A 24,965-nucleotide genomic window follows, 5' to 3' on the forward strand; every position below is an offset into this window, starting at 1 on the left:
GGATGGGCCGATGACGGGACGTGCCTGCTGGGCGGTCGCCGGGCTTGTCGTGCTGGCGCTCACCCTCGGCTCCTGCACCCAGGGCACCACGGGTGAGCCCGAGGGGGCAGCCGGGACCGGGACATCCGCGGTCGGCGTGCCGGCCGGTGGCGTGCACGTCCAGGGCGCGCGGTTCGTCGCGGGCGACGACGCGGCGATCCGGCTGCGCGGGTTCAACCACTCCGGCGCCGAGTACGCCTGCGTCGCGGGTTGGGGGGTTTTCGACGCCCCCGGCTCGACCACGATCGCGCCGGACGTGGTCGCGGCGATGGCGGGCTGGCGGGGCGCCGACGCGGTGCGGATACCGCTCAACGAGCAGTGCTGGCTGGGTATCAACGGTGTCCGGCCGGCGTTCGGCGGTGCGGCCTACCAAACCGCGATCGCCGACCTCGTCGCCAAGCTCAACGCTCACGGGCTGCTCGCGATCCTCGACCTGCATCTCAGTGCGCCCGGCGGGGAGCTGTCGCCCAACCCGCAACAGATGCCCGACCGGGACCACAGTGTGGAGTTCTGGCGGCAGGTGGCCCAGCGGTTCGGCACCAACCCCTCGGTGCTGTTCGACCTGTTCAACGAGCCCGCGCCGTTCGGCGAGGCGGACAGCGACCGAGCCTGGCGGTGCTGGCGAGACGGCGGGTGCCTCCTCACGTCGGTGAACACCGGCGCGACCTACGTTGCCGCCGGAATGAACGAGCTGATCTCGACGATCAGATCCACCGGTGCCCGGAACGTCGTCCTGGCCGGTGGGATCAACTGGGCGGAGACGCTGACCATGTGGCTCGCGTTCAAGCCGACGGATCCGCTGCGCAACCTGGCGGCGGCCTTCCACGCCTATTCGTTCAACACGGACTGTGCCTCGCCGGACTGCTATCGCACGGTGCTGGCGCCGCTGACGACGCGGGTGCCGTTGCTGGTCGGTGAGGTCGGGCCGGACCTGACGGTCGGCTACGACCAAGCCCACGCCCACTGCGAACCGTCGGACATCGGGATGACCGGATTCGACGCCGAGCTGTTCGACTGGATGGACCGGACCGGAGTCAGCTACACGGCCTGGACGTGGAACGCCTGGCCGTCGTGCTGGGCGCTGATCCGGGACTGGACGGGTACCCCGACGAGTCGCTGGGGCGCCTTCCTGGTGCAGCGGCTGGCGCGTTCCCCCTACTAGAGGGGTTCGGGAAGTGGTTCGCGCGGCGGTGCGACCGGCGAACGGCACTCGATCGGTCTCATCAATTTGACGCCCGCTTGTCGTGCAGATGGATGAGGAATCCCGGCCCGCTGTGAGTCACAGTAGCCCCGTGACGTTCGTTCACGTCTTCCTGATCGACGATCACGAGGTGCTGACCGACGGGCTTGCCATGCGACTCAACGCGGTGAGCGACGTCTGGGTCGTCGGCAAGGCCGTGCCGGGCAGCGACAACCTCACCGCCGAGGTGGCGCGCCAACGACCGGATGTCATCACGATCGAACTGGACCGGGTGGGCATGCGCAGCACGGCGTTGCTCACCGCGCTGATCGCCGCCTCGCCCAAGTCGCACATCGTCGTACTGACGGGGAGCACCGACAAAGCGCTCGCCGCGGACGCGGCCCGGGCCGGCGCCGACGCATGGGTGCGCAAGGACAGCTCGTTCTCCGAGTTCGTCGATGTGCTGCGCAGAGTGACCAACGGCGAGGCGTGCTACCCGCCGGAGGAGCTCGGGCATGTACTGCGACAGCTACGCGCGGAAGTGCGGCAAGCGCGGGAACGCAGTGGCCCGCTGGATGCGCTGACCGATCGCGAGCGGGAGGTACTGGAGAGCATGGTGGAGGGCAAACGTCCCGGGCAGATCGCTGCTGACCTCAGCGTTTCAGCGAACACCGTCCGCACCCACATCGGCCGCATCCTCGCCAAGCTGGGCGTGCACAGCAGCATCGAAGCGATCAGCACCGCGCGGTCCACCGGGGTGTTGCCACGGCCCGACGACAGCGCCCGCCCTCCTGGCGCCTCGGAGTGAGCGATCGCCGCATCGACTGCCAACACGCCCAGCCGGCACCGCCCGGTCACCTCGCAGAGGCCAGGTCGAGGTTGGCGTCGGGAAGGACGCCCCGGTGGCTCCTCGCGCCGCTGGTGCCGCACGCGCTCCCGGCGTTGCGGCGGCTGCCGAATCGCGTGCGGTCTCTTGGCGCGTCACTGCGCGGGCCAGCCGGCCGCCAGTCGTTCGCAGGCCGCGACCAGCGTGCCCGGGCTCGCCGTCGAAGTGATACACACCGAGGAACACGGCTGCCTCCGTAACGGGTTGTCACGGTTCTCACGGTTCGGGCGTGGGAATCGGCCGCACAAGGCGTGCGGCGTGGGCTCATCGCAGAATGGGTCGATGGCGGCCGAGGCTTTGCTCGGGCGGGACCTGGTGTCGGCGCTTCATCGGGCGGTCGACGCCGCGATTTCCGGGCCCGGTGGGCTGGTTCTTCCCGCGGGCGAGCCCGGTATCGGCAAGACCGCGGTCGCGGACCGAAGCCGTCGCCTACGCGCGCCGGTCCGCCGCCGACACAGCGTGGGGGTTGCGCGGACGGCGCGCCGGGGTTCTGACGTGGCGCGAAATCCTGCGAGAGGCCACCGGCGGGGCAGCTCCGCTGACGGCCCGGAACCGATGCGCGGTTGTGGCTCTTCGACGACGTCATCGCCGCCTTGCCGGCTCGGCCGCGAGTCGCGGTGCTCCCATTCGGCTGCCGCCCGACGGGCATCGTCGTCTTCCTTTGCCTGTTCCGCATCTGCCACCGCCTGGTCCTGCCCAGCCTGCAGGCGGTCCGCGTCAGCCTGCCGGGCAGTGGCTTCGAGCTGCGCGGCCTGATTCGCAGCAGTGGTTGCAACGTCCGCGGAGGCCCTGGCCTGGGCAGCGTAGTCAGCGGCCGCCTCTGCATCCTTCTGCGCGGCCTCCGCTGCTGCGGCTGCCGCGTCGGCAGCTGCCGCCGCAGCATCGGCATGAGCAGCCGCAGCACTGGCAGCGTCGCGTGCCTCGCGGGCGGCGGTGGCTGCTTGACTAGCCAGTGATTCGGCCGCGCTCGCAGCCCTGTCGGCGCGGGCTGCGGCAGCTCGGGCGGTCGCCGCGGCGTTTTCTGCCCTGGTAGCGTCTGCGCCGGCTGCACGGGCGTACCCAGCCGCGTCGCCTGCCGCAGCGGCCGCCGCATCGGCGTTGGCGCTGGCGCTGCGTGCCGCTCCCGCGGCGCGACCAGAAGCATCAGCCGCTTGACCATCCGTCGTCGAGTCCGTTCCCGGCCAGCTGATGGAGATCGTCGGCCGGGTGCGGGACGGACGCCTCCGCACGCACATCGGCACGGTCGTGTCCCTCGACGACGCCCTCCCTGCGCTCACCCCGACCGAGCGGCGCAGGGGCAAGACCGTCATCCGCGTGCGACCCTGAAATCTCGGGGCGGCTTCACTCCAGGCACGATCCGGCGACGCGCCCGAGATTTACAAACGCCAAGCACTTGTACACCTCGCGCTACATCCTCTAAGGTTTTGTAAACCTCGCCGAGGAGGATGCGATGAGCGACGAAAAGGCAACGGTGCCCGACGGCTCGACCGAGCAGTGGACCGATCGCAAGCGCTACCTGTGGCTGATCGGTCTGGTCGTGCCGTCGTTGGTGTTCCTGGCGATCGGGTTGCACGCGGCGACCGGCTGGGGTGTGTGGTTCTGGATCGGGCCGATCGTGATCCTGGTCGTGGTGCCCCTGATCGATCTGGTCGCCGGGCTGGACCGCAGCAACCCGCCGGACGACGTCATCGAACGCCTCGAGAACGACCGGTACTACCGGTGGATCACCTACGCGTTCCTGCCCATCCAGTACGCCGGGTTCGCGGTCGCGGTGTGGCTGATCGCCCGCGGCGAACTGTCCATCGTGGACAAGGTGGGCCTGGCGATCACCGTCGGGTGCGTCGGCGGGATCGGCATCAACACCGCGCACGAGCTGGGGCACAAGAAGGAGAGCCACGAGCGGTGGCTGTCGAAGATCGCGCTCGCCCAGAGCTTCTACGGTCACTTCTACATCGAGCACAACCGCGGGCACCACGTGCGGGTCGCGACCCCGGAGGATCCGGCCAGCAGCCGGGTCGGGGAGAGCTTCTACCGGTTCTGGCCGCGGACCGTCTTCGGCTCGCTGCGCTCGGCCTGGCGCCTGGAACGCAACCGCTACGCCCGGCGGAACCAGCACCCGTTCCGCATCGGCAACGACGTGCTCAACGCGTGGCTGATGTCGGCCGTGCTGTGGGCGGCGGTGATCGCCTGGCTGGGCGCGGGTGTCCTGCCCTACCTGCTGATCCAGGCCGTGGTCGGGTTCTCGCTCCTGGAGATCGTCAACTACATGGAGCACTACGGCATGCGGCGGCGGCAGGTGGGCACGCCCGAGCGGCGCCGGTACGAGCGCGTCGATCCCAGCCACAGCTGGAACTCCAACAACATCGCCACCAACGTCCTGCTCTATCACCTGCAGCGGCACAGCGATCACCACGCCAACCCGACCCGCCGCTACCAGACGCTGCGCGACTTCGCGGAATCGCCGGTCTTGCCCACCGGGTACGCCGGGATGATCGTGCTCGCCCTGATCCCGCCGCTGTGGCGCCGCGTGATGGACCCGCGCGTGCTCGCCCACTTCGACGGCGACATGAGCCGCGCCAACATCCATCCCGGCAAGCGGGCGAAGGTGCTCGCGCGGTATGGGCGCACCGAGTCCCCGGAACCCGTCGCCGCGGACACCCGTGGTGATGCGACGGACGGCGGGATGTGTCCCGGCTGCGGCTACGTCTACGACGAGAAGACCGGCGACCCCAGGGAGGGCTTCCCGGCCGGCACCCCGTGGTCGGCGATCCCGGATTCCTGGTGCTGCCCCGACTGCGGGGTCCGGGAGAAGGTCGACTTCGTCGCCCCGGGGAGGGTGAGCGCGTGATGCGGATCGAGGCGGACCGGGCCAAGTGCGACGGCCTGGGGATGTGCGAGGCGATGGCGCCGGACTTCTTCGAGGTCGGCGCGGACGGGACGGTGGCGGTGCTCGACGAGCACCCCGGTGAGGAACACCGCCAGGACGTCACCGCGGCGGTCGACGCCTGCCCCGTCCTGGCGCTGAAGCTGAGGGACTGACCGTGACACTGGTGGTCGCCGGCGCGTCACTGGCCGGCCTGCGCGCGGTGGAATCGGCGCGGCGCCACGGGTACCGGGGCCGGATCGTGCTGATCGGCGCTGAGGAACACCCGCCCTACGACCGGCCACCGCTGTCCAAGTCCTTCCTCGCCCCGCACACCCCGGCGCGGGTGGTGCCGTTCCGGTCCGCGGCGGAGCTGCGGGAGGACCTGGGGGTCGACCTGCTCCTGGGCGCCCCGGCGACCGGCCTGGACACCGGGGCCCGCACCGTTCGGGTGGGGGAGCGGACGATCCGCTACGACGCGCTCGTGATCGCCACCGGGGCCACGCCCCGTCGGCTCCGCGGCGCCGACGGGCTCGCCGGGGTGCACACCCTGCGCACCGCCGAGGACGCGCTGGCCGTCCGCGCCGCGCTGGACCGTGGCGCGCGCACGGTCGTCGTCGGCGCTGGGTTCATCGGCTCGGAGGTCGCCTCGGCAGCCCGCGCCCGCGGGCTGCCGGTGACCATCGTGGAAGCGCTCGACCTGCCCCTCACCCGCTCGATCGGCCCGCAGGCCGGCACCGTCTGCGCGGATCTGCACCGCGCGGCCGGCACCGGCCTGCGGTTGTCCACCGCCGTCGAGGGGCTGGAGTCGGCGGGCGGAGCCGTGACCGGCGTCCGGCTCGCCACGGGCGAGGTCCTGCCCGCCGATCTGGTGGTCGCCGGGATCGGGGTCACCCCGGCCACGGGCTGGCTGGAAGGCAGCGGCGTCACCCTGCACGAACGCGACCGCGGCGTGGTCTGCGACGCCACGCTCGCCACCGGTGCGCCCGGCGTGTACGCGGCGGGCGACGTCGCTCACGTGGCGAACCCGCTGTTCGGCGGGGAGCTGATGCGCCTGGAGCACTGGACCGGCGCAGCCGAACAGGGCGCGGCCGCCGCCCGCCACGCGCTCGACCCGGCGGCGGCGCGCCCGCTGGCCCCGGTGCCCTACTTCTGGTCGGACTGGTACGGCCACCGCATCCAGTTCGTCGGCGCACCGCACGCGGACGAGGTGCTGGTCGCGGTGCCCGCCGAGGCCGGGTTCACCGCGCTCTACCGGCGCGGTGACCGGATCACCGGCGCGCTCACCGTCGACCGCCCGCGGGAGATCATGAAGTACCGGCGGCTGATCGCCGCCGCGGCGCCCTGGCCGGACGCCGTCGCCTTCGCCGCCACCACCAGGGCCGCCGCCTAGAATGGCGATCATGGGCGACACTCTCCCGGCCAGGTCGGGCGCCGGGGGCCAGCACCGGCAGCCGATCATCGTCGCGGCGATCGAGATGACCGCACGCGAGGGCTGGTCGGCGGTCACCATGGCCCGGCTGGCCGAGACCACCGGGGTCAGCCGCCAGACCGTGTACAACGAGGTCGGCTCGAAGGCCGCGCTGGCCGAAGCCATGGTCGTCCACGAGCTCGACCGGTTCCTCGCACTCGTCCGCGACGCGTTCGACCGCCACCCCGACGACCTCGTGGAGGCCATCTACGACGCCGTCCGCAACGTCCTCGAACTCGCCACCGACAACGTCCTGCTGCGCGCCGTCGTCACGGCCACCCACGGCGCGGACACCGAACTGCTGCCCCTGCTGACCACCCGGGCGGACACCCTGATCACCGAGGCCAAGGCGATCCTCCTGCGGCGGGTGGAGTCCTACCGGCCCGAGCTGACCGCCGACCAGATCGACGTGGTGGTCGACGTGCTCGTCCGCGCCGTCCTCAGCCACGTCATGCAGCCCTCGGACACACCGGCCCGCACCGCCGACGGACTGGCCTGGCTGGCGGCCCGCGTGCTCGACGACCGCGCGCGGACGCCCCTGCGCTACATCGGGCGCTGACCGGGGTCGGACCCGCTGCGCGCCACCGATCCCGCTCCCACCTCGGCCACCGGCAGCCCGGGGAACTCCGCGGGCCGGTGGGCCGAGCGCGACATCCGCGGCGTCGCATTGCGGTTCTACACCGAGGAGGGCATCCGGGACGTCGTGGGGAACAACACACCCGTCTTCTTCATCCGCGACCCCCTGAAGTTCCCCGACCTCAACCACGCCGTGAAGCGCGACCCACGCACCGGGCTGCGCAACGCCACCAGCAACTGGGACTTCTGGACCAGCCTGCCGGAGGCGCTGCACCAGGTGACGATCGTGATGAGCGACCGGGGCATCCCGGCCTCGTTCCGTCACATGCACGGTTTCGGCTCGCACACCTTCAGTTTCCTCAACGCCGAGGGTGAGCGGTTCTGGGTGAAGTTCCACTTCCGGACTCAGCAGGCATCCGCAACCTCACCGACGCCGAGGCCGCCGAGGTCATCGCGAAGGACCGGGAGTCCAACCAGCGTGACCTGTACGAATCGATCGATCGGGGCGACTATCCGAAGTGGACCCTGTACGTCCAGGTGATGCCGGAAGCGGACGCCCAGACCTACCGCATCCACCCGTTCGACATCACCAAGGTGTGGCCCAAGAGCGACTACCCGCTGATCGAGGTCGGCGAGATCGAGCTCAACCGCAACCCGGAGAACTTCTTCGCCGACGTCGAGCAGGCCGCGTTCAGCCCGGCAAACATCGTGCCGGGCATCGGGTTCTCGCCCGACCGCCTGCTGCAGGGCCGGCCGTTCTCCTATGGTGACGCCGCGCGCCACCGGCTCGGGGTCAACCACCACCAGATTCCGGTCAACCGGCCGCGCAACCCGGTCAACTCCTACCACCGGGACGGGCTCGGCCGCGTCGACGGCAACCACGGCGGCACCCTCGCCTACAAGCCCAACAGCTACGGCAAGTGGCAGGAGCAGCCCGCCTTCCGCCAACCGCCGCTGCCGGTCGGTGCGGTGGCCGACAACCGGGACTACCGGGCCGAGGGCTCCGACTACTACAGCCAGCCCGGCGAGCTGTTCCGCCGCATGACCCCGCAGCAGCAGGCGCTGTTCGACAACACCGCCCGCGCGATGGCCGGCGTGCCCCGGGAGATCCAGCAGCGGCACATCGACAACTGCACCAAGGCCGACCCGTCCTACGGTGAGGGTGTCGCCAAGGCGATCGACGCACTGGGAGGACCCGCCGGGCCGTGACCCGGTCCGGCGGGTCCCAGTCGCTGAGGGGCGGCTGACGGCCCGCATCGCCGCGTCCGGCGCGGCCCGGCAGCACCGTGCCGCGCCGGACGGCGTCAACGCTTGCGGGTGATCGACTTGTACTCGACATAGCCGGTCAGGCCGACTTGCCGTGCTCACGGCCGATTTCGCTCGCCTTGTGGCCGCCGAACGGTCCGTCCAAGCTGATCGGGGGCTCCCGCCGTGGACCTCCTGGCGCCGCGCCAGAAGGATCATTCGTGGAAGGTGGCGAACGCATCGAGGGGTTCCCGTGGCGTCCGGAGCCCGCTGAGCAGGTGGACCGGATCGGCGTAGCCCAGCGCCAGGCCGCAGACGATCAACTGGTCGTCCGGGACTTCCAGGTGCCGGCGCAACACCGGGTAGAAGTCGATCAATGACGCCTGTGCGCACGTGTCGAGGCCGAACCCGCGCGCCGCAAGCATCAGGGCCTGTAGGTACAGCCCCGCATCGACGAGCGCACCTTCCCGCGGCTCTCGGCTGACCGTGAGCACGATCCCCACCGGCGCGCCGAAGAAGTCGTAGTTCCTGCGGTGGTGCGCCAGGCGAGCCGCTGTGTGGACAGGTGAGACGGTTGTAGAGGCTCTCGCCGAACTGCCGCCGGTGCGAGCGGTACGGCTCCGGGGGGCCTCGGCGGGTGGCTGGTAGTCGTACTCGCGCTCGGCGACCGGGCCGACGTGGTCGTGGGCGTGCAACAGGGCGTCACAGACCCGGCGCTTTGCTGCGCCGGTCAGCACGTGGACCTGCCACGGCTGGCAGTTCTAGTTGCTGGCCGACCGTGCCGCGAGCGTCAGGAGGCGTTCGATCCCCGGACGTTCCACGGGCTCGGGCCGGAAGGCCCGGACACTGCGCCGGGTGAGCAGCGCCTCCTCGACGGTCGTCGCCACGGTCCGGTCGCCTCGCGGCGGCGCGGAAGCTGAGCTGTGCATCGTTCGTCCTCCCGATGGCGGAAATCGCTGGTGAGGCGCTACGTGCGCGGTCTGTCGGGGCGGTCAGTGCGGCCGAGCGTCGGCCCATTGAGCGAACCATGCCCGGGAACGCAGTCCGGAGAAGGCCCGGTCGCCCTCGATCCAGGTGGGCGTGCCGGTCACCCCGCGAGCCCGGGCCAGGTCCTCCGAGCGGGCCAGCGCTTCGTCCGCCGCCGTCGTCGCCAGGGCTTCGCGGAGCCGATCCGGATCGACGCCGGCACGCTGCGCCAGGGCCACGAGCAACTCCGGTGGCTCGATGTCCCGGCCTTCGGCGAAGTAGGCGGTGAACACCGACGCGCGGAACGCCTCGCCGGCGCCGGGATCGGCCTGCTCTATCCACTCGGCCACGGCCAGGGCGGTCCGCGAGTACGGGATGCGGTCCGTCCACCGCAGCGGCAGGCCGGCAGCGGCCGCCTCGTGGGCGAGGAAGTCGTAGGCCGGGCCGGAACGGGGACCGGCCGGTGCCCCGCCGGGACCGATCTCGGGGTGGATTCGCATTCCCCGTTCCACCACCCGCACGCCGCGTTTCCGCAGCAGCGTGTTGCGGTCCTGGGCGATGTAGCAGAAGGGGCAGATGAAGTCGTACCAGTGCTCTACGACCGCGGCGTGCGGCGTCACTGAGGAAGTGGACATGTCGTTCCTCACGGGGCGGGGTCGGGGACCGCGCGCAGCCGGGCGGCGGTGGTGGCGAGGGTGGCGGGACTGTCGAACTCCGGGTCCTCGTGTCCGGCTCCCGCCAGCAGTTCGAAGCGGCTGCGCGCGCCGGCCCGGCCGAGCGCCTGGTGCAGCGCGAGGCCTTCCGAGGGCGGGACGATCCGGTCCCGGTCCCCGTGGGTGATCAGGAACGGCGGCGCCTGCGCGGACACGCGCGTCAACAGGCTCAGCCCGCGGGCGCGCTCGGCCAGCTCGTCGGGATCGGTGGCGCCGACCGTCCCCTCCAGGTCACTGTCGCCTTCGGACAGAGCGAGCAGGGAAGTGGGGTCGGCTCCGGCCGAGGCACCCCCGACGCCGATCCTCGTGGTGGGCAGGCCCAGCTCGGGACCGCGGGCACGCAACCACCGCACGGCGCCCTTGAGGTCGTGCAGCGGTTGCGGGAACGCCGCCTCCGGTGCCGCGCGGTAGTCGCCCGACACCACGGTCAGGCTGTGCGCGGCGAGCGGCGCGAGCCGCGTGGCGCTGTCGTCGGATCGGGTGCCGCGGCTCCAGCCGCCGCCGTGCGCGTACCGGACGAGGGGCGTCCTCCCCGGGCTCATCACGACCTCACGCTTCGGCGTCGGGTGGGGTGATGTCGTAGGAGATCCGCCCGGCGGGCAGGTAGAACAGGGCGATCAGCGCGCCGCCCTTGACCTCCGGGTAGTGGTGGCTGCCCGGGCCGGGGGCGGTCCAGCCCGCGCCGCTCCACCCGCGCGGCCCCATCAGCTTCGCGCCGGGGTCGAGCGGGACCACCAGGTTGAGCTCGCCGTAGGGGTGCTGGTGGTACTGGCCGCGATAGGGCTCGACACTGTCCATGTAGACGGCGGTGACGCTGAAGTAGTTGAGCGCGCCACTGGGGTCGGCGATGCGGCTGCGCCGGTATTTCGGGCCATCCACCTCGATGTTGGCCGCCCATCCCGCGCACACCCCGTCGGTGATCATGCGGGCGAGGTCGTCGTAGAGCTCGCTGCCCGGCCCGTACCGCTCGTTGAGCCAGCTCTCCAGCTCCCCGCCCGCGGTGCGGTTCTTCACCTCCTCGAGGAAGGGGATGCTGCGGTCGATCAGATCCTGCGCGGTGGTCATCGCCGACTCCTCTGCGTCCAGGGCCCCTCGAGCGAGGGGCATAAACCGAGACTACGACGACATTGAGTTACAGGCAATGCTTGTAACTATACGCGGGTGAGGGGCTCCAACCGGCGATCGGTGCTGCCGATGATCACCCGGAGTAGGGCAAGCGGTCGTTCAGGTGGATTTCCTTTTCTCGGGGGTTGCGCGGGCGGGGCTCCGGGGGCCGGTCGATCTCGAACCCGAAGTACCGCCGGTAGGCCGCCACCACCGCGGCGTCCCCGGTGAGGTCGCGCTCGCTCCGACCGGCGTCGCTGATCTCGATGAGGCGGCGCCCGGCGAGGGTGATGCGCCCGCCGGGCGTGAGCCGGGAGCACAGCGGCCCCCGGGTGAAGGGCGACCGCGGCGACGTCGAATGCCACCAGGCCTTCGCGTCGAACTCGCCGAGCTCGCGCGGGCGGGTCTCCAGCCGGTAGACGACGACGCCGTCCCGGGTCACGTCGAGATCGCCCCGTGGCGCTTCCCGCAGCAGGAAACGCCCGTCCGGGTCGTCCTGGGGCTCGCGGACGTCCAGGCGCAGCGGGCTGATGCTGAACCGGCCGAAGCCGACGTCGACGAGCCAGGGGACGTCCAGGTCGACTCGCAGCGCCAGGTGGTCCAGCGGCGGGCCGAGACGCCCGTCGCGCCCGCGCACCCGGGCCCCGAGCAGCTGCACGGTGTACCCGAGCTCCCGCAACAGCATCGCGAACGCTCCGTTGAGCTCATAGCAAAGGCCTCCGCGGCGGCGTTGCACGATCTTGTCGAAGAGCGCGGGCGACCCCAGGTCGATCTGTTCGTCCAGGTGGGCACCGAGGTTCTCGAACGGCACGGATTCCAGATGGTGCCGCTGCAACCTGCGCAGGTTCCCGATGTCGGTCGGGCCTGGCCGCTCCGCCCCGATCCGGCGGAGGTAGGCGTCGACCTTCATGCGAACCCCACCCGTCAGATTATGTTACATGACTGTACTGTAACTGTATCTGGTTGCGCAACAAGAACTGCCTGTAACGAATCAGGTAGGCTCCGCAGCCATGGCCCGAGCACGCGACACCACCCCCGCCGAGAGCCCGCGCCCCGGCGGCCGTCCGCGTGACGCCGCCCTCGACGAGGCGATCATCCTGGCCACGCGGGCGCGTCTGGTGCGGGACGGCTACTCGCAGATGGCCATCGGCGACATCGCCGCCGACGCCGGGGTCAGCCGGCCCACGCTGTACCGGCGGTGGGACAACAAGTTCGACCTGGTCGTCGACGCGCTGGACTACGGCTTCCGCAAGCAGCGGGACATGTACACGCTCGACCTGAGCGAGCTGGAGCCCCGGGAGGCGCTGGCCGAGGCCGTGCGCCGCCTCGATCCCGCGTACTACAACCCCGACGCGATGGTGCTCATGGGCAACTTCGCCGGGGAGGCGATCCGCACCCCCGGACTGCTCGAGATCCTGCGCAGGCACGCCGTCGAGCCGCGCGTGTCCCTCGTTGAACGGGTGCTGACCGAGCTGCAGGACCGCGGCGCCATCCGCGACGACATCGACAAGCACACGATCGCCACGATGTGCTTCGGCAGCTACTTCGCCGCCTTCTACCGCGGCGACCGGCCCAAGGACATCCCGGGCGCGGTCGTGTCGGTCCTGTGGTCGGCCATCGCTACGAGCCGCGCGGGCATTCGGCGCTCGACGGGACGGGCCAAGCGCACGCGTTGATCCTCGCGCGACTTTAGTTCCAGACATTGACTGTAACGTAAATCGGAGCATAATCGTCCGCTATGGACGTCTACGAGGCCCTGTACACGACCCGCATGATGCGCCGGGTGCGCCCGGACCCGATCCCGCTCGAGACGCAGGCCCGGATCCTCGACGCCGCCATCCGGGCCCCCAACGGCGGGAACACCCAGCGCTGGCACTTCCTCGCCGTGGACGACCCCGAGACGAAGGCAGAGCTCGCGGCCCTCTACCGCCGGTGCCGGGCGCAGGAGTACGCCGACATCGCGGCCGGGCGGCTCGCCATGCCCGTGCACGACCCCGCTGCGCACGCCGAGACGATGCGGAAGATCAAGGCGTCCGGGGACTACTTCACCGACCACTTCACCGAGATCCCGTTGCTGCTGTTCGTGTTCGCGATCGACGACCACGGTGGCGCGAACATCTATCCCGCGATCTGGAGCGCCCTGCTCGCCGCCCGGGCGGAAGGCGTCGGCGGTGTCATCACGACGGTGCTGCGGTACGAGGCCGAACAGGTGATGAAGCTGCTGGAGGTGCCGACCGACGCCGGGTGGCGGATGACCGCGATGCTGGCGCTGGGCTACCCGCTCGGGCGGTGGGGGGTGGCCGCGAATCGTCGGCCGGTGCACCAGGTGAGCAGCCGCAACCGGTGGGGACGCGACTTCGGGCTGACCGTCTCCGCTCCATTGTGGAGCAGCGAGCCCGCGGACTGAGATCTCCGCGTGGAGAACGGGTGCCGTGGGAACCGGCGTGAGGACGATGATCAGTGCGTCGGACCGTTCAGGCCGTACCGGACCACGATGTCGTCCAGCCAGTCGGGTGCCCCGTAGGTCAAGCCGTACTTCGCGGCCAGTTCCGCGAACTCCGGCGCCTCGCGCAGGCCGGGACCGGTGTGGCCGGCCTGCGCCGTCATCAGCTCGCTGAGCTCCCGGAAGTAGTTCTCGAACCCGCCCGGTGTGATGACCTCGATGATGCGCCCCGGTTCACGGCCGGCGTTCCACATCGCGTGCATCTGGCCCCGTGGCTTGGTGATGTACCCGCCCGGCCCGAGGACCACCTCGGTGTCGTCGGAGCGGAACCCGATCTCGCCCGCCAACACGATCGAATGCTCGTCCTCGCGGGTGTGCCGGTGCGGCGTCGTGATCGTGCCCACCGCGAACGGGTGCTCGACGATCGCCACCTCTGCCCCGTCCCGGCGGCTGCGGAGCTTGACGACCGCACCGAACCCGGGAAGGGGGACCTCTTCCCCCTCCCCGGGCCCGACCACCGCCACACCGGTGCCGTGGTCCACCTCTGCCTACCTCGCCCGGCCCACGAACGCGACCGACACCGCGCCGAACGCCGCGACGAAGGCGAATACGTAGAAGCCCCACGGGTAAACCAGCCCGGCACCGAGCAGGGCACCACCGACGAGCGGACCGGTGATCGCGCCGAGCCTGCCGATCCCGCTGGACGTGCCCAGCGCGGTGGCGCGCGCCGTGACCGGGTACCGGCGGCAGATGTAGGCATAGACGAGCACCTGGGTGCTGAACACGAAGATCCCGGCGAGCAGGACGCTCAGGTACACCCCGGCGCCGGGGAGCCGGATGCTGAGCAACGTCAGGAAGAGCGCTGCGGCGGCGAACCAGGTGATCGTCGCCGTCCGGATGCCGGCCCGGTCCGCGACCCAGCCGGCGAGCAACATGCCCGCGACCGCGCCCAGGTTGAGCGTCAGCAGCAGCGACAGCGAAGCACCGAGCGCGTACCCGGCCGAGCGCATGATCTCCGGCAGCCAGGTGTTGAGGCCGTACACCAGCAGCAGCCCCATGAACGAGGTGACCCAGAACGCCACCGTGGCGCGCACCTGCCCCGCGCCGAGCAGCGTGGCCACCGGCTTCGCCTCGCCCGAGCCGGACTGTCGCGGCAGCGACTCGGGGAGCCGGGCCGCGATCAGAGGTACCAGCACCAGCGCGGGAACGGCTCCGATCACGAACATCGCGCGCCAGCCCAATGTGGGGATGACCACGATGCCCAGCAACGCGGTCAGAACGGCGCCCACGTGATAACCCGTCATGAGCGTCGTAGTGGCGCGCCCGCCGTTCGACGAATGCGCGACGTCGTTGACCATGGCCAGTGCCACCGGCAGCACGCCGCCGAGACCGAGCCCGGCGAGGAAGCGCAGCAGCCCGAAGACCACCGGACCGGCGGCGAACGCGCACAGCAGGGTGAGGACGGAGAACGCCACCACGGTGGCCAGCATCATGCGCCGCCGGCCGAACCGGTCGGTGAGCGGGCCGATGGCCAGCGCGCCCATCATCACGCCCACCAAGCCCACCGACGAGATCAGCGCGGCCGACCCGGGGTCGAGGCCCCAGCCGCGGTCGCGCAGCAGCGTAGGCAGCACCACGCCGAGCACCACCAGGTCGAATCCTTCGAGTGCCACGGCGGCCCAGCACAATGGCGCCACCCAGCGGGTGCGGCGCACGGTGACGCCGGCTGCCCGGCGCCCGGAGCCGGTTCCGGAGGACCCTGACGTCGTTGTCATGGTTCACTTCCCTTTGTCGGAGCGGTTATCGGAGGGTTCGTTCGAGGAAGGTGCCGACCAGCCGGTCGCACAGGAGCGCGCTGCGCCGTTCGTGCCGCGCCACCGCCGCGCGCAACGCCGCGACATCCACGGCCCCGGCCGGGGTGTCGCCCTCGGCGTCCCAGCGTTCGATCCAGCTGTCGAAGCTGTCGCGGGTGATCTCGGGGTGGAACTGGACGCCCAGCACCTTCCCGGCGAGGAACGCCTGGGAGCCACTGGCGTTGCGCGCGATCTCGGTGCCGACGGGCGGGACGAACGCGTCGCCGTGGAACTGCATCCACGGCCCACGGGCCACGAGGTCCGGATCGGACGTGCCGACGGTGGTGAAGCCGAACTCGGGGACGGCGGCGGGGCCGACCGACCCGCCGAGGTGGCGCGCGAGGAGCTGGCCGCCGAAGCAGATCCCGAGCACGGGCAGCCCGTGATCGACGGCCGCGCCCACGAACGCGAGTTCCCTGGGCAGCCACGGGACCGTGTCGTCGTAGGCCGACTCGCGGGAGCCCATGACGACGAGCAGGTCGTAGTCGCGCAGGTCCGGTTCGGACTCGGCGCCCACGAACGATATGATCTCGTGCTTGACGCTCCGGGTGGACAGCGCGGGCAGGAGCGCGCCGGGGATGCGTTCGCGGCGGTCTGCCGCGGGGTCGTGCACGAGCACGAGCGCTCGGGTGGTCATGCCGGTGTCCTCGGTCGCCGTCGTGGTCACAGGTCGAGTACGAGCCTGCGCCCGCAGGCGCGGCTCACGCAGGGTAGGAACGTCTGTCCGGACGCCCGCTCGGTCTTCGACAGCACGACGTCACGGTGGTCGGGAACACCGTCCAGGACGCGTGTCTCGCACGTGCCGCAGTAGCCTTCCTCGCAGTCGGACTCGATCTCCACACCGGCGGCCCGGATGGCCTCCAGGAGCGTGGTGTCCCCGTCGGCCACGACGGTCAGCCCGGACCGGCGGAGCTCGAGCTCGACCTCGTCGGCCGAACCGTCGTCCGTCCGGGTCGCGGCACCGAAGTGCTCGGTCTCGCACCGGACCCCGGCCGCTTCGCACACCTCGGTCACGCCGTCCAGGAGGCTGTTCGGTCCGCAGCAGTACACGGCCGCGCCCGGCCCCAGCCGCCCGACGAGCTCCTTGAGATCCGGCCGCGGTTCGCGTGCCGTGTCCACGAACCGCACCCGCGCACCGCCGAGGGCGGACAGCTGCTCGCGGAACGGCATCGTCTCCGCGCCACGTCCACAGTAGACCAACGACCACGGGAGGCCACGAGCCGCGAGCGCGCGCACCATCGGCAGCAGCGGGGTGATGCCGATGCCGCCGGCGATCAGCAGGTACTCCTCGGCGGTCTGGAGCGGGAAGTGGTTGCGGATCTCGGACACCACCAGCTCGCGGCCGACCAGCGCGGTGCCGTGGATCTCGGCCGAGCCGCCGCGGCCGGCGTCCTCGAGCCGGACCGCGATGTCGTAATGGTGGCGTTCGCCCGGATCCCCGCACAAGGAGTATTGGCGGGTCAGGCCCGAGGGCAGCCGGATGTCCAGGTGCGCGCCCGGCTCCCAGGGCGGAAGCGGGCCCCCGTCCGGCGCCGCCAGGCGCAGTCCCACGACACCGTCGGCCTCCCAGGACACCCGCACGACGCGCAGCGGCAAACTCGCCATGTTCACTCGCTCCCGGTTCTCAGAAGAGATCGAAGTACTCACGGTGCTCCCAGTCGGTGACGGTCCGTTCGAACCGGGCGATCTCAGCTCGCTTGAGCGCGGCGTAGTACGCGACGAACCGCGCGCCCATGGCCCTGGTCAGCCCGGTGTCGGCTTCGAGGGCGTCGACGGCCTCGCGGAGGTTGACCGGCAACCGCCCGGCCTCGGTGGTGTAGGGGTCGTCGGCCGACGGCACCAGGGGCAGCTTCGCCGCGATGCCCTCCAGGCCGGAGTGCAGCTGCGAGGCCATGTACAGGTACGGGTTGGCCGCCGACTCGCCGATCCGGTTCTCCACGTGCGTGGTGCCGTCCTCGGCGGAGCCGACCAGCCGGATCATCGCACCCCGGTTGTCGCGCGCCCACGCGATCCGGTCCGGCGCCATGGAGTAGGGCTGGAACCGCTTGTACCCGTTGATCGTCGGGTTGGCGAACACGCAGGCCGCGCTCGCGTGGGCCAGCTGTCCGGCGATGAACTGCCCGCCGACGGGGGAGATCGGGCCCTCTCCGTCGGCGGGCACGAACAGGTTGCGCCCGGGGTCGGCCCCCGCACTGAGCAGGCTCTGGTGCAGGTGCCAGCCGCTGGACTTGCTGTCCGGAATCTGCGGGCGGCACATGAAGGTGGCGTGGTAACCGCTTCGCCGGGCCACCTGTTTGATCGTGCTGCGCAGCAGGACCATGGCGTCGGCGGAGGCGAGCCCGAGCGCGGGATCGAGGGTGACCTCGAGCTGGTTGGCGCCGTACTCGACCTCGACGCTGCGCAACTCGATCCCCATGGCCTCCAGCACCTCCCGGATCCGTCGGGTTGCCGGTTCGACCTCGTCACCGCGGTCCTCGGCGAGCAGCTGGTTGCCCTGGTTGATCGGCTCCACCGGGGTCGGATGGGTCCCTCGGCCGATGCCGTCGGCGTTCGGGAAGTGCTCCGCCCGCCGGTAGAGGTGGAACTCGATCTCGAGCCCGGTCAGGTAGCCGTACCCGGCGGCGGTGGCGCGGTCGAGGGCGTTGCGGAACACACCGCGGCTGCAGAACGGCACCTGCTCGCCGTTGGCGAACCGCAGGTCGCACAAGACCCGGGCGGTTCCCCCCGCCCACGGAACCAGGTGGAACGTGGTCGGATCCGGGACCATCACGATGTCGGCGGCACCGGCCATCTCCGCCACGCCGAGCCCGGCGTCGGGGTTGAACGCGGAGAACACGGTCGTGCCCGACGTGTCCTTCGACAGCAGGGTCGACACGCAGCTGATGCCGCCGCGGAACACCGCAGCCAGCCCGGATGCGGGGATGGTCTTGCCCCGCAGCAGCCCGTGCTGGTCGACGAACGAGACGCGGACGGACCGCAGACCTTCGTCCTGGACCCGGGCGAGGACGGCGCGCGCCGCCTCCTTCTGTTCTTCGGTCCAGAGACCGAACTTCTCGATGAATCCCATCGCGGCCGCCTCAGCCGTCCGAGCGGTCGTAGGCGTCGGGCGACTGCGACCGGTCGGGTTCGATCTCCGACCCCGGGACGCCGGCGGGTCCGGTCACGAGCGCGGCGCGCAGCTTCCAGGCCCAGGGGCTCGCCTTGCGCAGGTCGGCGATCGCCTGCGCCCAGTACTGCTCCCACTCCCCGGTGGGGCCGATGCCGTCGAGCGGGATCGGGCCGCGGCTCTCCACGTCCGCGGTGTCCTTGAGCAGGATCTCGGGGTCGCCGCCCTCGGCGACGGTGTCGATGGCCTGGAGCGCCATGCGGCGGTAGGTCACGATCGCCCGGTCGGAGCGGGACAGGTGCTCGCGGCTGCGGTCGTAGATGTAGCCCTGTCCCTCGACCGCCATCTGGTCGTGCACGTTGATGTCCCGGCCGAGCCCGGTGTAGGTCTGGGTGCGCTGTTCGGTGTAGTCGAACTGGTAGTTGTTCGCGCGGTTGCGCACCGGCTTGTAGTCGGGAAGGGTGATGCCCTCCAGGCGCTGGGCGCGCATGGTGGCCTTGTCCACCGGTTCGTCGAGGCTGGTGAACATCGCGTACCAGTAGCACGAGACGTCGTCGATCGGGACGTGCCACTGCGTGATCGACATCGTCGCGCTCAGTGGGATTGTGATGCCGTGCGGGAAGACCTGGTGCGTGATCCGCACGTGGGTGGACGAACCGTCGAGGCCGTCCTTGTCCAGCTTGCGCAGCGCCACGATCCGCTGGCCGTACTCGGTGCGCGCGTTGAGGATCTCGGGCCTGCCGTACTCGCGCAGGATCTTGGTCATCGGCAGGTCGGTGCCGAGCGAGGTGTTGCGGAACTGCTTGCCGTAGGCCTCGCCGGTGTCCTCGTCCTGCTCGAAGCGGTGCAGGTAGGAGGCGTGCGCGGGGTCGATGCCAACCTCCAGGGCTTGGAGCCAGTTGCAGTCCAGGTATCCCTTGAACGCGAAGGTGTACTCCTCCGGGGCGACGAAGCAGTCCAAGGCGGGGAGGTTGGGGGGTTCACCCTCGCCGAGGTAGGCCCACACGATCCCGTTGCACTCCCGCACCGGGTAGGAGCGAATCCTCACCTTCGTCTTGAGCTTGCTGTCCGCGGGCTCGGCGGGGGTGTCCAAACAGGACCCACCGGCGCCGAAGAGCCAGCCGTGGAAGTAGCAGCGGAGGCCGCCGTCCTCCAGGCGCCCCAGCGACAGGTCGGCGCCGCGGTGGGCGCAACGCCGGTCGATGAGCCCGATCGTGCCGTCGTCGTTGCGGAACAGCACCAGATCCTCACCCAGGATCCGGACCGGCACCACGGGCCGCTCGGTGTCGAGCTCCTCCGACAGTGCCACCGGTTGCCAGTACAGGCGCATCCAGGCACCACCAGGGGTGCCGGGACCGGTCTCGGTCAGCTTCCGGTTGTCCTCCGCGCGCATGACAGCGTTCTCCTCATCGACGACATCGCCGCTAATCTGTTCAATTAACGAACACATGGTTCGTATGCGGACACTGTAAGCAGGCCCTGTCGTACCCCACAAGAGCGCGAGGACGATTTGTTACGCTTGTTCGGTAGTCGAACAGGAGGCCACCGTGGCGAAGCTGAACTCCCGTGACGAAGCGCGCCGCGCGACCCGCGAGGTGGAGGCCAGCAGCCGCGCCGACTACTCGGAAGCGCTCGAGCGGGGCCTGCTCGTGCTCACTGCGTTCGAGGAGGGCGAGGAGCGCCTGACGCAGGCGCAGCTCGCGCGCAAACTGGGCCTCCCGCGCGCGACCGTCCGCCGGGCGCTGCTGACTCTCGCTCACCTGGGGTACGTCGTTGCCGAGGACCGCGCCTACCGCCTGGCGCCGAAGGTTCTTACCCTCGCCTCGGGCTACCTCACGACCAACCCGGTCAGCCGCGTGCTGCAGCCGGTGTGCGACGCGCTCGCCGAGGACTTCCAGGCCTCCTGCACCGCCGCGGTCCTCGACGGCCCGGTGGCCGTGATGATCGCCAGGGCGCTCCCGCGCCAGTCGCTGGCGATCGGCCAGGGCATCGGGTTCCAGGTGCCTGCCGCGCGGTCGGCACTGGGTCGGGTGCTCCTGGCCGGCGTGGAGGGTGAACGACGGCGCCGCCACCTGCTGGGCGACGAAATGCTGGACGAGGAGTCCATGATCCAGCTCGAGGACACCCTGTCGCAGGTTGCGACACAGGGTTACGCCTACGTGGCCCACGAGGTCGAAGCGGGTTTTCACTCGGTCGCGGTGCCGTTGCGGCGCTGGGACGACACGCTGATCGCCGCGTTGAACGTCGGCGCGAGCGTCGAGCGGCTCAGTCGGGACGAGATGCTCGACCGCGTGCTGCCGGCGCTCCAGGCGACCGCGCGGAAGCTCCAGCCGCAGCTCGTGTGACCACGGGCGGGCCGAACCCGGCGAACCACCTGGAACCATTGCCGCCACCTATCACGTGACCGTTACGTTTCAACACTTGACTGTAACGTAATTTGGGGCATATCGTCCCGGCCCACGATTACTTCCCGCCGCGCGGGCACTCCGCGCGCCACCCCATCACCGCGACGGAAACCGGAAACGGCTGTCGCCGCATCGAAGGGAATCCCCGTGAAGACAACGAAAAGCCGGCAGAGATCCCTCACCCCGCCCGAGGCGGCGGAGCGCCGCTACCGGCCGTTCATGGCCTGGTCCGTGCTGATCCTGCTGACCGTCTTCATGGTCCTCAACTTCGCCGACCGCATCTCCCTCGCGCTCGCCGCGCAACCCTTGATCAAGGAACTGCACCTGTCGGCATCGCAGTTCGGGCTCATCAGCAGTTCGTTCTACTTCCTCTACAGCCTCAGCGCCGTCGGGATCGGGTTCCTCGCGACGCGTCACATCCCCTTGAAGTGGCTGCTGTTCGTGATGTCGCTGTTGTGGGCGGCCACCCAGCTGCCCGTGTTCATGTTCGCCGGCGGGGGGATGCTGCTCGGCACCCGGGTCGGACTGGGCGCGGCCGAGGGGCCGGCGACCGCTGTGGCGAACTCCACGGCCTACAGCTGGTTCCCGCCGCACCGCCGTGGTCTGCCGACCGCGATGCTGACCTCGGGTGCGTCCGTCGCCAAACTCGTCGCCGCGCCGCTGCTCACCCTGCTGATCGTGCACCAGGGCTGGCGGTCGGCGTTCCTCGCGCTGGGCATCGCCGCGCTGGTGTGGTGCGCGATCTGGCTCCTGGTCGGGCGCACCGGCCCGTACCTGCCCGTCCCAGCGGCACCGTCGGTGGTCCGGGAAAACCGGGCGGCCCGCCGGGGCACTTTCCTCGCCGTCGCGACGAGCCGGACCTTCATCGTCCTCCTGCTCGCGACCTACCCGATGTACGCGCTCATCTCGGTGATCCTCAGCTGGCTGCCGTCCTATTTGGAGGCGGGCCTCGGCTTCTCCCCGCTCACCTCCGGCGTTCTGTTCGGGCTGCCGAGCATCATCGGCATGGTGTTCATGCTCGGCGCCGGCTGGATCACCGACCGGCTGCTCGCGGCCGGGGTGCCGGCCCGGGTGGCGCGCGGGCTGGTGCCTGCGTTGTCGCTGGCCCTCGGCGGGATCCTGCTGACCGTGCTCCCGCTGGCCGGGAGCCAGCGCTACCTGGCCTACGCGCTGCTCGTCGGCGGCTACTGCCTCACCCTGGTTGCGCAGCCGATCGTCTATGCGGCGATCGGCACGGCCGCCGCACCCTCCCAGCGGACCAGCGTCCTGAGCCTGTTCATCGCGCTGCAGAGCACATCCGGGATCGTCGCACCGTGGGTGACCGGCGCGCTGGTGGACACTGCGGGCGACCGGATCAGCGGGTACAACACCGCGTTCCTGGTGCTCGGCGCGCTGATCGCCGTCGGAGGCCTGGTCGCCGCGCGCCTCGTCGACCCCGGGCGTGATGCCGCCCGGGAAGCGGTGATGCCCCCGGAGCCGGCCGGCTGAGTGGGCCCCGCGGTGGCGGCCGGCGCCCGGGTGCCGAGCAGTTCGACCGGCTTGGCCGGATCGGTGAGCAGCCGGCCGCTCACCCGAGCAGCAACGCGACCGCCACCGCGATGGCGACGGTCAACAGCTCCCGGCGATCTTCCATCGCCGCGGGGCAACGAGCCGTCCTCGTCGGGTGGCTTGCTTTCCTCGGCCGGCTCCCCGAGACCGGCGGGCCTAGGCAGCGACGATGAGGATGCCCCCGGACTATGGCGGCAAAGCTGCCTGCCGCCGCGCCCACCACGATGATCCGTCTGCCCGTGGTCGTTCGAGCCGCGTGTCGAGCCATTCCCCCGCCACGAGGCACCGAGGCTGAACATCCACGCTGCCCAGGACACCGAGGGAACGCCTTTCGCGATCAGCGACATCGTGTTGACCAGCATCAGGTAAGCCTGCGCGGTCGGGATGAGTATCCCGCCGGCTCCGCCGTTCGGACAGGGCGTACGCCGAGACCATCGGGCGACCAGCGCCATGCTGCCGACGAGAATCAGCAGGAGCCCGGTGGGGGAGACGTGCAGCACGAAGGCGCCCAGCGGGATCGTGGCGACGGCGGGGCCGCGAGCGTGGCGACCGCACGCCAGTCCGTGTCCCGCCAGGTTCTGGCGAGCACGACGGAGCACAACAGCAGCGACAGCGCGTTCGCCACGGTCGGACACGTGATCCGGTTCCGCCGGTCCAAGCCTGAGCGGATCGTGCGGTCACGTAGGCCTGCGCATCCGGAGATCGTGTCGGTGGAGACGTTCACGCAGGCGCAGTTGCGTCGGCGTTCCCGGTCCGCCGGTGGGATGCGGGAGATGGCGAGGCTCGAACGAACGCGCACCATCGGGACCAGGCCATATCTGCTCCGGGGGCTGGTTCGGTGTGGGCTGTGCAGCCGGAAGATGCAGGGGGCGCTGATCAGGAAGACGGACGTCTACTACCGCTGCCTCGCACGCACGCTGACGCCTGGTTCCGAGGCGCTGGCTGAACACCCCCGGACCGTCGACTTGCCGGAAGGCGACGTGGTCGCTGCGCTCAACACCTGGATCGGCGAGCTCTTCCGGCGGGAGAACATCGACCGAACCGCGCGGCGGATGCCGAGACGCGGTTGAAGCGTCTCCAGGCCGCGGTGGAGGTGGCCGTTGATCCCGTGGCGTTGGTCGACGCGATCAATGAGGCCCAAGCCCAGCGGGCGGCCGCCAGAGCCGAGCTGAAAGGTGCGCCGGCCCCGGCGGCCGTGACCGACGCCGAGATACACGCCATGATCGACTCGCTCGGTGACGTGGGGGCAAAGCTGAAGGAAGCCGATCCAGGAGCGCTCACCCAGTTGTATGGCGAGCTCGGCGTAGGGCTCCTCTACGAACCAAAGGGGCGCACCGTGATTGCTACGGTGTCGCCCCGTGTGGTTAGCGCGTGTGTCCGAGGGGGGACTTGAACCCCCACGCCCTTTACGGGCACTAGCACCTCAAGCTAGCGCGTCTGCCATTCCGCCACTCGGACTTGCTCTTCTCTTGTGCGCACAAGAGTAGCCCATCCCCGCGGCGCCGTTCATGGGGGGTGGGTGACTCCGCGTGATCAACAGTGCGCTATAAGAGCGGCCGGTCACGCAGGGTGAGGCAGCTGAGCCGGCAACAGCGGCGAAGGTGACACCGTGACGGAAAATCGCCGGACACCGATGTGTCCGGCGGTTAGCGTGCGGGAGTGGATCTCGGAACGGACCGCAAGGCGCTGGCCGCCGCGGGGACAACGGTCATTCTCTGGGCGTCGGCCTTCGTGGGCATCCGGTCGGCCGGCGCGCACTTCGCCCCGGGGGCTCTCGCGCTCGGCAGGCTCGCCTCCGGCTCGGTGGCGCTGCTCGCCGTCCTGCTCATCCGGCGCGAAGGGCTGCCGAAGCGGGAGGCGTGGCCCGGGATCGTCACCTCCGGGGTGCTCTGGTTCGGCGGCTACATGGTCGTGCTGAACTGGGGTGAACAGCTGCTCGACGCGGGCACGGCGGCGATGCTGGTCAACGTCGGGCCCATCCTCGTCGCCCTGCTCGGGGGCTGGCTGCTCCGCGAGGGCTTCCCCCGGCGGCTGCTGGCGGGGCTCGCCGTGTCGTTCGCGGGCGCCGTCGTCGTGGGGCTGTCGATGTCCGGGCGGGGCGACGCACCCCTGCTGGGCGTGCTGTTGTGCCTGGTCGCGGCCATCACGTACGCCGCGGGAGTGGTCAGCCAGAAACCCGCGCTCAAGCACGCCTCCGCACTGCAGGTGACGACGTTCGGCTGCCTGGTCGGCACGGTCGCCTGCCTGCCGTTCTCCGGTCAGCTGGTCGCGGATCTCGCCGACGCACCCGCCCCGGCGACGCTGAGCATGCTCTACCTCGGGGTGTTCCCGACCGCGCTCGCGTTCACGACCTGGGCATACGCGCTGGCCCGGACCACGGCCGGCCGCATGGGGTCGACGACCTACGCGGTGCCGGCGATCGTCGTGGTGATGTCGTGGGCGGTGCTCGGCGAGGTGCCGGCGTGGTTGTCGCTGGCCGGCGGGGTGCTGTGCCTGGCGGGGGTCGCGGTGTCGCGGGCCCGCCGGAAACGGGAACCGGTGCTCACCTAGCAACGGTTGTGAAACGG

Annotated in this window: 27 protein-coding genes, 1 tRNA gene and 2 pseudogenes; 17 read left to right on the forward strand and 13 right to left on the reverse strand. The window is 70.7% G+C overall.

All coding sequences use genetic code 11. The features are described 5' to 3' along the window. Positions 1–10: 10 nt before the first annotated feature. The 10 genes and pseudogenes from FB470_RS27620 to FB470_RS36020 all read left to right on the forward strand — a co-directional run bounded on the left by FB470_RS27620 (position 11) and on the right by FB470_RS36020 (position 8,224). Positions 11–1,201 (forward strand): glycoside hydrolase family 5 protein, encoded by a 1,191-nt coding sequence (locus tag FB470_RS27620; RefSeq protein WP_306996276.1) that lies wholly within the window; start codon positions 11–13, stop codon positions 1,199–1,201. A gap of 130 nt (positions 1,202–1,331) precedes the next feature. Then, complete coding sequence (locus FB470_RS27625) at positions 1,332–2,027, forward strand: LuxR C-terminal-related transcriptional regulator (protein ID WP_306996278.1); 696 nt, start codon at positions 1,332–1,334, stop codon at positions 2,025–2,027. Positions 2,028–2,668: 641 nt separating this feature from the next. Beyond that, on the forward strand, positions 2,669–3,061 hold the full coding sequence (locus FB470_RS27630; RefSeq protein ID WP_306996280.1) for a hypothetical protein: 393 nt from the start codon (positions 2,669–2,671) through the stop codon (positions 3,059–3,061). A gap of 232 nt (positions 3,062–3,293) precedes the next feature. Then, on the forward strand, positions 3,294–3,431 hold the full coding sequence (locus FB470_RS27635; RefSeq protein WP_306996283.1) for a molecular chaperone GroES: 138 nt from the start codon (positions 3,294–3,296) through the stop codon (positions 3,429–3,431). A 124-nt stretch (positions 3,432–3,555) separates the two neighbouring features. Beyond that, positions 3,556–4,953: a fatty acid desaturase gene (locus FB470_RS27640; protein WP_306996285.1), complete on the forward strand. Its 1,398-nt coding sequence runs from the start codon at positions 3,556–3,558 to the stop codon at positions 4,951–4,953. After that, positions 4,953–5,144, forward strand: a complete 192-nt coding sequence (locus FB470_RS27645; protein ID WP_306999506.1) for a ferredoxin — start codon at positions 4,953–4,955, stop codon at positions 5,142–5,144. Before FB470_RS27640 ends, FB470_RS27645 begins: the two co-directional genes overlap by 1 nt. Before the next feature lie 2 nt (positions 5,145–5,146). Then, entirely contained in the window at positions 5,147–6,361 is a 1,215-nt protein-coding gene (locus FB470_RS27650) for an NAD(P)/FAD-dependent oxidoreductase (protein WP_306996287.1), read from the forward strand. Position 6,362: 1 nt separating this feature from the next. Beyond that, on the forward strand, positions 6,363–6,998 hold the full coding sequence (locus FB470_RS27655) for a TetR/AcrR family transcriptional regulator (RefSeq protein ID WP_191243066.1): 636 nt from the start codon (positions 6,363–6,365) through the stop codon (positions 6,996–6,998). A 108-nt stretch (positions 6,999–7,106) separates the two neighbouring features. Next, positions 7,107–7,873: pseudogene (locus tag FB470_RS27660) on the forward strand (catalase); the annotation flags it as partial. A gap of 183 nt (positions 7,874–8,056) precedes the next feature. Further along, complete coding sequence (locus FB470_RS36020; protein ID WP_442320571.1) at positions 8,057–8,224, forward strand: catalase-related domain-containing protein; 168 nt, start codon at positions 8,057–8,059, stop codon at positions 8,222–8,224. A 251-nt stretch (positions 8,225–8,475) separates the two neighbouring features. Here the strand turns inward: FB470_RS36020 and FB470_RS27665 are convergent. The 6 genes and pseudogenes from FB470_RS27665 to FB470_RS27690 form a co-directional block, all read right to left on the reverse strand. Then, positions 8,476–9,009, reverse strand: a pseudogene (locus tag FB470_RS27665) (nitroreductase); the annotation flags it as partial. Positions 9,010–9,021: 12 nt separating this feature from the next. Beyond that, positions 9,022–9,189 carry a nitroreductase family protein gene (locus FB470_RS27670; protein ID WP_306996289.1) on the reverse strand — a complete coding sequence of 56 codons (168 nt, stop codon included), beginning with the start codon at positions 9,187–9,189 and terminating at the stop codon, positions 9,022–9,024. A gap of 63 nt (positions 9,190–9,252) precedes the next feature. Beyond that, positions 9,253–9,861 (reverse strand): DsbA family oxidoreductase, encoded by a 609-nt coding sequence (locus tag FB470_RS27675; protein ID WP_306996291.1) that lies wholly within the window; start codon positions 9,859–9,861, stop codon positions 9,253–9,255. An 8-nt stretch (positions 9,862–9,869) separates the two neighbouring features. Further along, a complete protein-coding gene (locus FB470_RS27680; protein WP_306996293.1) occupies positions 9,870–10,481 on the reverse strand; it encodes an alpha/beta hydrolase in 612 nt (203 codons plus the stop codon). A gap of 7 nt (positions 10,482–10,488) precedes the next feature. Further along, the gene (locus FB470_RS27685) at positions 10,489–11,004 is read right to left on the reverse strand and encodes a DUF4863 family protein (protein ID WP_306996295.1); all 516 of its coding nucleotides are present in this window, start codon (positions 11,002–11,004) and stop codon (positions 10,489–10,491) included. 133 nt (positions 11,005–11,137) lie between these two features. Continuing rightward, a complete protein-coding gene (locus FB470_RS27690) occupies positions 11,138–11,953 on the reverse strand; it encodes an arylamine N-acetyltransferase family protein (RefSeq protein WP_306996296.1) in 816 nt (271 codons plus the stop codon). 100 nt (positions 11,954–12,053) lie between these two features. On the opposite strand from FB470_RS27690, the gene FB470_RS27695 reads away from it, so the two are divergent. Further along, positions 12,054–12,719, forward strand: coding sequence for a TetR/AcrR family transcriptional regulator (locus FB470_RS27695; RefSeq protein ID WP_306996297.1), 666 nt, complete (start codon positions 12,054–12,056; stop codon positions 12,717–12,719). Positions 12,720–12,781: 62 nt separating this feature from the next. Further along, entirely contained in the window at positions 12,782–13,450 is a 669-nt protein-coding gene (locus tag FB470_RS27700; protein WP_306996299.1) for a nitroreductase family protein, read from the forward strand. A gap of 50 nt (positions 13,451–13,500) precedes the next feature. On the opposite strand, the gene FB470_RS27705 is transcribed toward FB470_RS27700, so the two are convergent. From FB470_RS27705 to FB470_RS27730, 6 genes are all read right to left on the reverse strand, one after another. After that, complete coding sequence (locus FB470_RS27705) at positions 13,501–14,028, reverse strand: cupin domain-containing protein (protein WP_306996301.1); 528 nt, start codon at positions 14,026–14,028, stop codon at positions 13,501–13,503. A gap of 6 nt (positions 14,029–14,034) precedes the next feature. After that, positions 14,035–15,159: an MFS transporter gene (locus FB470_RS27710; protein WP_306996302.1), complete on the reverse strand. Its 1,125-nt coding sequence runs from the start codon at positions 15,157–15,159 to the stop codon at positions 14,035–14,037. Between the two features lie 127 nt (positions 15,160–15,286). Further along, positions 15,287–16,006 (reverse strand): type 1 glutamine amidotransferase, encoded by a 720-nt coding sequence (locus FB470_RS27715; protein WP_306996304.1) that lies wholly within the window; start codon positions 16,004–16,006, stop codon positions 15,287–15,289. Then, on the reverse strand, positions 16,003–16,944 hold the full coding sequence (locus FB470_RS27720) for a PDR/VanB family oxidoreductase (RefSeq protein WP_306996305.1): 942 nt from the start codon (positions 16,942–16,944) through the stop codon (positions 16,003–16,005). Before FB470_RS27720 ends, FB470_RS27715 begins: the two co-directional genes overlap by 4 nt. A 19-nt stretch (positions 16,945–16,963) precedes the next feature. Further along, complete coding sequence (locus FB470_RS27725) at positions 16,964–18,406, reverse strand: glutamine synthetase family protein (RefSeq protein WP_306996307.1); 1,443 nt, start codon at positions 18,404–18,406, stop codon at positions 16,964–16,966. Between the two features lie 10 nt (positions 18,407–18,416). Beyond that, positions 18,417–19,838: an aromatic ring-hydroxylating dioxygenase subunit alpha gene (locus tag FB470_RS27730; protein WP_306996309.1), complete on the reverse strand. Its 1,422-nt coding sequence runs from the start codon at positions 19,836–19,838 to the stop codon at positions 18,417–18,419. 154 nt (positions 19,839–19,992) lie between these two features. Here FB470_RS27730 and FB470_RS27735 point away from each other — a divergent pair, with 154 nt between their 5' ends. From FB470_RS27735 to FB470_RS27750, 4 genes are all read left to right on the forward strand, one after another. Beyond that, positions 19,993–20,790 carry an IclR family transcriptional regulator domain-containing protein gene (locus tag FB470_RS27735; RefSeq protein WP_306996310.1) on the forward strand — a complete coding sequence of 266 codons (798 nt, stop codon included), beginning with the start codon at positions 19,993–19,995 and terminating at the stop codon, positions 20,788–20,790. Positions 20,791–20,997: 207 nt separating this feature from the next. Beyond that, positions 20,998–22,338, forward strand: a complete 1,341-nt coding sequence (locus FB470_RS27740; protein WP_306996312.1) for an MFS transporter — start codon at positions 20,998–21,000, stop codon at positions 22,336–22,338. A gap of 551 nt (positions 22,339–22,889) precedes the next feature. Continuing rightward, a complete protein-coding gene (locus FB470_RS27745) occupies positions 22,890–23,468 on the forward strand; it encodes a recombinase zinc ribbon domain-containing protein (protein ID WP_306996314.1) in 579 nt (192 codons plus the stop codon). A gap of 38 nt (positions 23,469–23,506) precedes the next feature. Beyond that, the gene (locus FB470_RS27750) at positions 23,507–23,791 is read left to right on the forward strand and encodes a hypothetical protein (RefSeq protein ID WP_306996316.1); all 285 of its coding nucleotides are present in this window, start codon (positions 23,507–23,509) and stop codon (positions 23,789–23,791) included. Here FB470_RS27750 and FB470_RS27755 read toward each other — a convergent pair. Next, positions 23,773–23,856 (reverse strand) — tRNA-Leu (locus FB470_RS27755). The two genes, FB470_RS27750 and FB470_RS27755, sit on opposite strands and share 19 nt — an antisense overlap. 201 nt (positions 23,857–24,057) lie before the next feature. On the opposite strand from FB470_RS27755, the gene FB470_RS27760 reads away from it, so the two are divergent. After that, complete coding sequence (locus FB470_RS27760; RefSeq protein ID WP_306996318.1) at positions 24,058–24,948, forward strand: DMT family transporter; 891 nt, start codon at positions 24,058–24,060, stop codon at positions 24,946–24,948. The last annotated feature ends 17 nt before the right edge of the window (positions 24,949–24,965 follow it).

It is taken from the genome of Amycolatopsis thermophila, from assembly GCF_030814215.1.
Taxonomy (GTDB): domain Bacteria; phylum Actinomycetota; class Actinomycetes; order Mycobacteriales; family Pseudonocardiaceae; genus Amycolatopsis_E; species Amycolatopsis_E thermophila.